Origin of the sequence: Methylobacterium amylolyticum (assembly GCF_030700245.1) — a bacterium.
Lineage (GTDB): Bacteria > Pseudomonadota > Alphaproteobacteria > Rhizobiales > Beijerinckiaceae > Methylobacterium.
The window spans coordinates 1-5481 of sequence record NZ_JAUYZI010000110.1; the positions used below are offsets into that span (position 1 = coordinate 1).

The following is a 5481-nucleotide window of genomic DNA, read 5'->3' on the forward strand; positions in this document are numbered from 1 at the left end:
ATCCGGATCCTCGACGGCAACCACCTGCCGGCCAGCCAGAAGCGCCTGAAGGCCCTGCGCGGCGTGCGCGGGGCGGCCCTGCCCGGGCTGGCGATGGTGGTCTACGATCCCGACAGCGGCCTGGTGACCGATCTGGTGGCGGGCGAGGACGCCTACCAGCACGAGCGTGCCCTGGCCGCCCCCCTGCTGGAACGGGCCGGTCCGGGACAGGTCTGGATCGGCGACCGCCACTTCTGCCCCGGCGCGCTGCTGCGCGGCTGGGCGGCGGCCGGGGCCAGCTTCGTGGTGCGCGAGCACGCCAACCATCCCCGCCTGCGGGATGCGGGAGACTGGCACGCGGCGGGCCGGACCGAGACGGGCCGCCTGCGCGAGCAGACGATCACGCTCGATCCACCCCAGGAGCATCCACCCCAGGAGCCTCCGCCCCAGGAGCATCTACCCCAGGAGCCGTCGGGCCCGGAGCAGGCCGTCCCGTGGCGGCGCATCGAACTGACCCTGGCGCAGCCGACCCAGGCGGGCGACCGGGTGCTGCGGCTGTGGAGCAACCTGCCGGCCACGGTGACGGCCGCGCAGATCGCGCAGGCCTACCGGGACCGCTGGCGCATCGAGGGCATGTTCCAGCGTCTGGAGGGCGTGTTGCGCAGCGAGATCCCGAGCCTCGGTCATCCGCGCGCGGCGCTTCTCGGCTTCAGCGTGGCGCTGCTGGCCTACAACGTGCTGGCGCTGATCGAGCGCTGCGTGGAGCGCGCGCACGCCCCGGACGCGGGGGCCGCGCCGAAGGTGTCGCTGTATCACCTCGTGCTGCAGATCCGCAGCGGCTACGATGGCCTGTGCATCGCCCTGCCGCCCGAGCACTGGGCGGCCTGCGGCCCGATCGACCCGCCAGCCCTGGCCGCGCGCCTGCTGAGCTTGGCCCGCCGCATCGACCCCGCACGCGTCAGAGCCGGCCGCCGAAAACCCAAGGATCGAACGGCAAAGTCCGGGCCCACCAGCGGCCTCCACTTCTCCACCGCAACCCGCCTGGCAAGCAAAACACCTTGAAAGGGCTGGGGCATGTGCCTCTCCCGGGAAGGCCCCGTACGCAATCACGGGACGCCGCCCGTGAAAACCGCCGAAACCGACTCAAACCGGACGGTCGCCGCTCTAGGGCGCCGCCCGCGTAGGAGGCGCGGCACTCGGCCAGGGTGAAGGGTCCCTCAGCCATCGATCAGGCTCACGCTCGCGGCCACCACGCGCCAGCCCTCGGGCAAGCGGACCCAGGTCTGCATCTGCCGGCCGACCTTCCCGGGGGCGCCCTCGCGGTGGAAGAGGGTCGAGGCGGTGGCGCAGTCGCGGCCGTATGTGGTGATGACGGTCCGCTCCAGGCGCCGCGCCAGCCCGGCCGCGGGGCGGGCGCGGCGGAAGGCGCGGATCGCGTCCATGCCGTAGAGGTTCTCGCCCATCCCGTAGCGGATGGTGGCGGGATCGTCCCGGAACAGCGCTTCCAGCGTCGCCACGTCGTTGGCGACGAGCGCCGCCTCGTAGCGGGCGAAGGCTGCCTCCACCTCAGCCTTCACCTCGGGCAGGTCGATATCCATCGCGAACCTCAGAGTGCGGCGACCGGGGCGCGAGCGACGCCCGCCCGCTCGAGGGTGCGGGCCGCGCGGAGGGCGAGATCCTCGCGCCAGGGGGCGGCAATGACCTGCACGCCGAGCGGCAGGCCGGCATCCGGCCAGACCGGCACGGCCGCCACCGGCAGGCCGATGAACGAGATCGGCTGCGTGAACACGCCGATGTTGGGTCGCAGGGGCATCTCGACCCCGTCGAGGGTCATGGTCGTCTGGCCGAGTCTGGGCGCGCGGAACGGCGTCGCGGGGGCGAGGATCAGGTCTACTCCCTCGAACAGGCTGAGCACGGCATCGCGGTACCAGCGGCGGAAGCGCTGCGCCCGCTGGACCCAGGCGGCGGGGATCATCGACCCGGCGATCAGCCGGTCGCGGGTCGCCGGGTCGAAGTCGACCGGGCGAGCGCGCAGACGGTCGAGGTGGAGCGAAGCGCCCTCGGCCGCCGAGATCACGTAGGCCGCAGCGCGCGCGCGGGCGGCCTCGGGCAGCTCGGCCGTGCCGTCGGCGCCCAGGGCCTCGGCCGCCATCCGGACTGCGGCCAGCGCCTCGGGCTCCGCGCCGCGGGTGAAATAGCCGTCCGCCACCGCGATGCACAGGCCCCCCACGCCCCGGTCGAGGTTGGGCAGGACCGGCTCGACCGGCCGCGCCACCTGCCAGTGATCGTCCACGTCGCGGCCCTGCATAACGTCGTAGGCGGCGGCGATCTCAGAGGTCGAACAGCCCATCGGCCCGAGATGGTCAAAGCTCGCCACGAACGGGAAGGTGCCCGCGCGCGACAGCCGCCCGAAGGTGGGCTTCAGCCCGAACACGCCGCAGAAGGCCGACGGCACGCGGATCGAGCCGTTCGTGTCCGACCCGAGCGCCAGCGGCACGAGGCCGGCGGCGGTGGCCGCCCCTGAGCCGCCGGAGGAGCCCCCGGTCATGCGCGTGAGGTCGTGCGGGTTGCGCGAGGGCCCGTCGTGGACGTTCTCGCCCGTAAAGTCGTAGGCGTACTCGCCCATGTTCAGGGCGCCGACGAGGATCGCGCCCGCCGCCTCCAGCTGCCGAATCAGGAAAGCGTCGTGCGCCGCGGGCGGGCGCTCGCGGTTGATTTTGGAGCCCGCCAGGGTGGGCAGCCCGGCGACGTCGAACAAGTTCTTGACCGCGAACGGCACCCCGGCGAGTGGCCCCGCGACCGCGCCCCGGTCGACGGCCTCCGCCCGAGCCAGTGCCCGCTCGCGGGTCAGCGCGGTGAAGGCGTTGACCCTGTGGTCGAGCGCGTCGATCCGGGCGAGCGTCGCGGTGATGGCGGCGTGGGCGCTCACGGCTCGAACCTGGGCGCGGGCTCGAGTTCGTCGGGCAGCGGGAACTCCAGGACGAGGCGCGCGGCGCCGGAGACCATCCGGAAATTCTGGAGGATCGGTCCGCGCCAGCCCGGTTCGGCGGCGAGGCCCAGCAGCGGCAGCATCGCGTCCACGACTGCGTCCAGCGCGGCGTCGTCGGGGAGCGGGGCGAGGGGCGTGAGATCGGGCATGCTCAGACCGTGGGTGCGTCAGACCGGGGGGCGGGATGGCGGCGATCAGTTCGCGGGTGTAGGCGGCGCTCGGCGTCTCCAGCAAGCCTTGCGCCGTGCCCTCCTCCACGATCCGGCCCCCGCGCATCACGAGCACCCGGTCGCAGAGCATGCGCACCACCTGCAGGTCGTGGCTAACGAAGAGGTAGCCCATCCCGAGCCGGGCCTTAAGGTCGGCGAACAGGTTGAGGACAGCAGCCTGGACTTACACGTCGAGCGCCGCGGTGGGCTCGTCGAGGACGACGAAGGTGGGGTCGAGGGCGATCGCCCGGGCGATGCCGACTCGGGCCTTCTGCCCGCCGGAGAGTTGGTGGGGAAAGCGGTCGAGGAGATCGACCGGTAGGCCGACCAGCCGCGCCAGCTCCTCGCAGCGCGCGCATGGCCGGACCGGTCGCCGCGCGGAAGCGGAGGAGGGGATCGCTGATGGCCCGCGCCGCGGTGTGGCGCGGATTCAGGCTGTCGGTCGGATCCTGGAAGACCATCTGGATCTTCGACCGGAGCGGGTAGCGGGCGAAGCGGGCGGCGGGGATCGCGCCGATCTCCTGCCCGTCGAACACGATCGTCCCGGCGCTCGGATCGAGGAGCTGCATCACCATCGCCGAGGTGGTAGACTTGCCGCAGCCGGACTCGCCGACGAGGCCGACGCTCTCGCCCCGGCGGATCTCGAACGACAGGCTGTCCACCGCCCGGAACGCCCCCGCCCCGGCGGAACACCCGTGCCATCGTTCCGGTCGCACCCTGGCAGGGGTAGTCCTTGACGAGGTTCGTGACGGTCAGGAGCGGCGCGCCCGCGGTTGCCGGGGCGGGGACTGGAGCGGGTGCCGGAGTTGGTACCTCTCGGGGCAGGAGGTCGCGCAGGCCGATGCCGGGGCGCGGCGTTGCCCGCATCAGCCGGCGGATGTAATCGTGGGCGGGCGCGGGGAAGATCGCCGCCGCGGGCGCGGTCTCAACGACCCGCCCCTCCTGCATCACCGCTACGTCGTCGCAATAGGCGGCGGCCAGCCCGAGATCGTGGGTGATCAGGATCGTCGACATGCCGCGCTCGCGGATCTGCTCGACGACGAGGTCCATCACAGCCTTCTGCGTCGTCACGTCGAGGCCGGTCGTCGGCTCGTCGGCGATGGGGAGCTGCGGCCGGCAGGCCAGCGCCAGGGCGATCACCACGCGCTGGCATATGCCGCCCGACAGATTGAACGGGTACGGAGGGGATGCGGCTCGCTCCCCCCTCCGCACCACGGATGGCGAACCACGTCGGCTTGTCGTCGTGGCACCAGTCGAGCAGGTAGCGTGCAAGGCGCCCACCCCGCGCATGCCAGCGATGCGCGTCCTTGTTGCAGTGCTGCATGTTTCTCGCATTAGCGAGGGGACCGAGGGCAATCCGCGCGCCATCACCGATCCACGGTAGCAGGTCTGATGCTCAACCTCACTCTTCCGTTGATCGCCGCGACCGTATTTACCGCTGGCGGCTACTGCATCTTCAACGCGAAACGCCACGTCGAGGCCATCAAAGAATTTCTTGTAGTAATTTTCCTGATGTGCGCCTGCATGACTTTGGTTGGAATGATAGCGTTCTTTGCTGCGCGCCTCACGCCGCGACCGATGACGGAAGCGATAACACCGGCGCAAACGGCATCGGTTGATGTATCTGCAGCAGAGGCTCACTCCTTCATGTGGACCAAACATCTAGTTTCAATCAACGCCCCTGCTCGTCTCCGCCGCCAGCCAGTCGATGACCGCCTTCAGCGCCGCGTCGTCACGGGCTCCGCTGTCCGTGGCGGCTTCGTAGGCGGCGAGTTGGGCGGCAGCACTCGAGCCGGCGCGGGCAATCACTTTGGCATGCGCCACCTGCGACGAGCAGCCTAGGGTGTGTGGACTGTTGGGGTTCACGTTCAGCGGGAGGCGTGATTCAAGGCTGTCTTTTGGAGGACAGCCTTGAGCGTTCAGGATCGCTTGGTTCTCAGCGACGCGCAGTGGGAGCGGATGGCACCGCTGATCATCGGACGTCCCGATCAGCGCGGCTCGACCGGGCGCGACAACCGGATGTTCGTCGAAGGCGTGCTGTGGATCGTGCGCACCGGCGCGCCCTGGCGTGATCTGCCCGCTGCGTTCGGTGAGTGGAACAGCGTGTTCCGCCGCTTCAGCCGCTGGAGCCAGAAGGGCGTGTGGTGGCGCATCTTCGCGGCGCTGTCGGATGATCCCGATTTCGAGTACCTGATCGTGGATTCCACCATCGTGCGCGCCCACCAACATGCGGCGGGCGCGAAAAAAGGGGGTCTGGCGATCAGCCCGCGTCCGAGCCGGCCCCCGATCAGGCGCTCGGCCGCT

General features: G+C 70.9%; 6 protein-coding genes and 1 pseudogene. 3 read left to right on the forward strand and 4 right to left on the reverse strand.

Features of this window, described 5'->3' with window-relative positions; translation table 11 throughout:
• Positions 1–1041 (forward strand): transposase (locus Q8W71_RS32210; protein WP_305529405.1); only part of this gene is annotated, 1041 nt, incomplete at its 5' end.
• 155 nt (positions 1042–1196) lie between these two features.
• Here the strand turns inward: Q8W71_RS32210 and hpxZ are convergent.
• From hpxZ to Q8W71_RS32230, 4 genes and pseudogenes are all read right to left on the reverse strand, one after another.
• The gene (gene hpxZ / locus Q8W71_RS32215; RefSeq protein WP_305529406.1) at positions 1197–1577 is read right to left on the reverse strand and encodes an oxalurate catabolism protein HpxZ; all 381 of its coding nucleotides are present in this window, start codon (positions 1575–1577) and stop codon (positions 1197–1199) included.
• 8 nt (positions 1578–1585) lie between these two features.
• Complete coding sequence (locus Q8W71_RS32220; protein ID WP_305529408.1) at positions 1586–2908, reverse strand: AtzE family amidohydrolase; 1323 nt, start codon at positions 2906–2908, stop codon at positions 1586–1588.
• Positions 2905–3117, reverse strand: coding sequence for a DUF4089 domain-containing protein (locus Q8W71_RS32225; RefSeq protein ID WP_305529409.1), 213 nt, complete (start codon positions 3115–3117; stop codon positions 2905–2907). The genes Q8W71_RS32220 and Q8W71_RS32225 overlap by 4 nt, the downstream gene beginning before the upstream one ends.
• A gap of 19 nt (positions 3118–3136) precedes the next feature.
• Positions 3137–4356: pseudogene (locus tag Q8W71_RS32230) on the reverse strand (ABC transporter ATP-binding protein); the annotation flags it as partial.
• Between the two features lie 213 nt (positions 4357–4569).
• On the opposite strand from Q8W71_RS32230, the gene Q8W71_RS32235 reads away from it, so the two are divergent.
• Together Q8W71_RS32235 and Q8W71_RS32240 are read left to right on the forward strand one after the other, a co-directional pair.
• Complete coding sequence (locus tag Q8W71_RS32235; protein ID WP_305529407.1) at positions 4570–5019, forward strand: hypothetical protein; 450 nt, start codon at positions 4570–4572, stop codon at positions 5017–5019.
• 69 nt (positions 5020–5088) lie between these two features.
• Positions 5089–5481, forward strand: a 393-nt coding sequence (locus Q8W71_RS32240; protein ID WP_305528398.1) for an IS5 family transposase, incomplete at its 3' end; no start/stop codon positions are given.

Excerpts from the sequence above, each read along its gene's own strand:
- hpxZ (WP_305529406.1), bottom strand. The coding sequence starts at position 1,577 with ATGGATATCGACCTGCCCGAGGTGAAGGCTGAGGTGGAGGCAGCCTTC.
- Q8W71_RS32225 (WP_305529409.1), bottom strand. The coding sequence starts at position 3,117 with ATGCCCGATCTCACGCCCCTCGCCCCGCTCCCCGACGACGCCGCGCTG.
- Q8W71_RS32235 (WP_305529407.1), top strand. The coding sequence starts at position 4,570 with ATGCTCAACCTCACTCTTCCGTTGATCGCCGCGACCGTATTTACCGCT.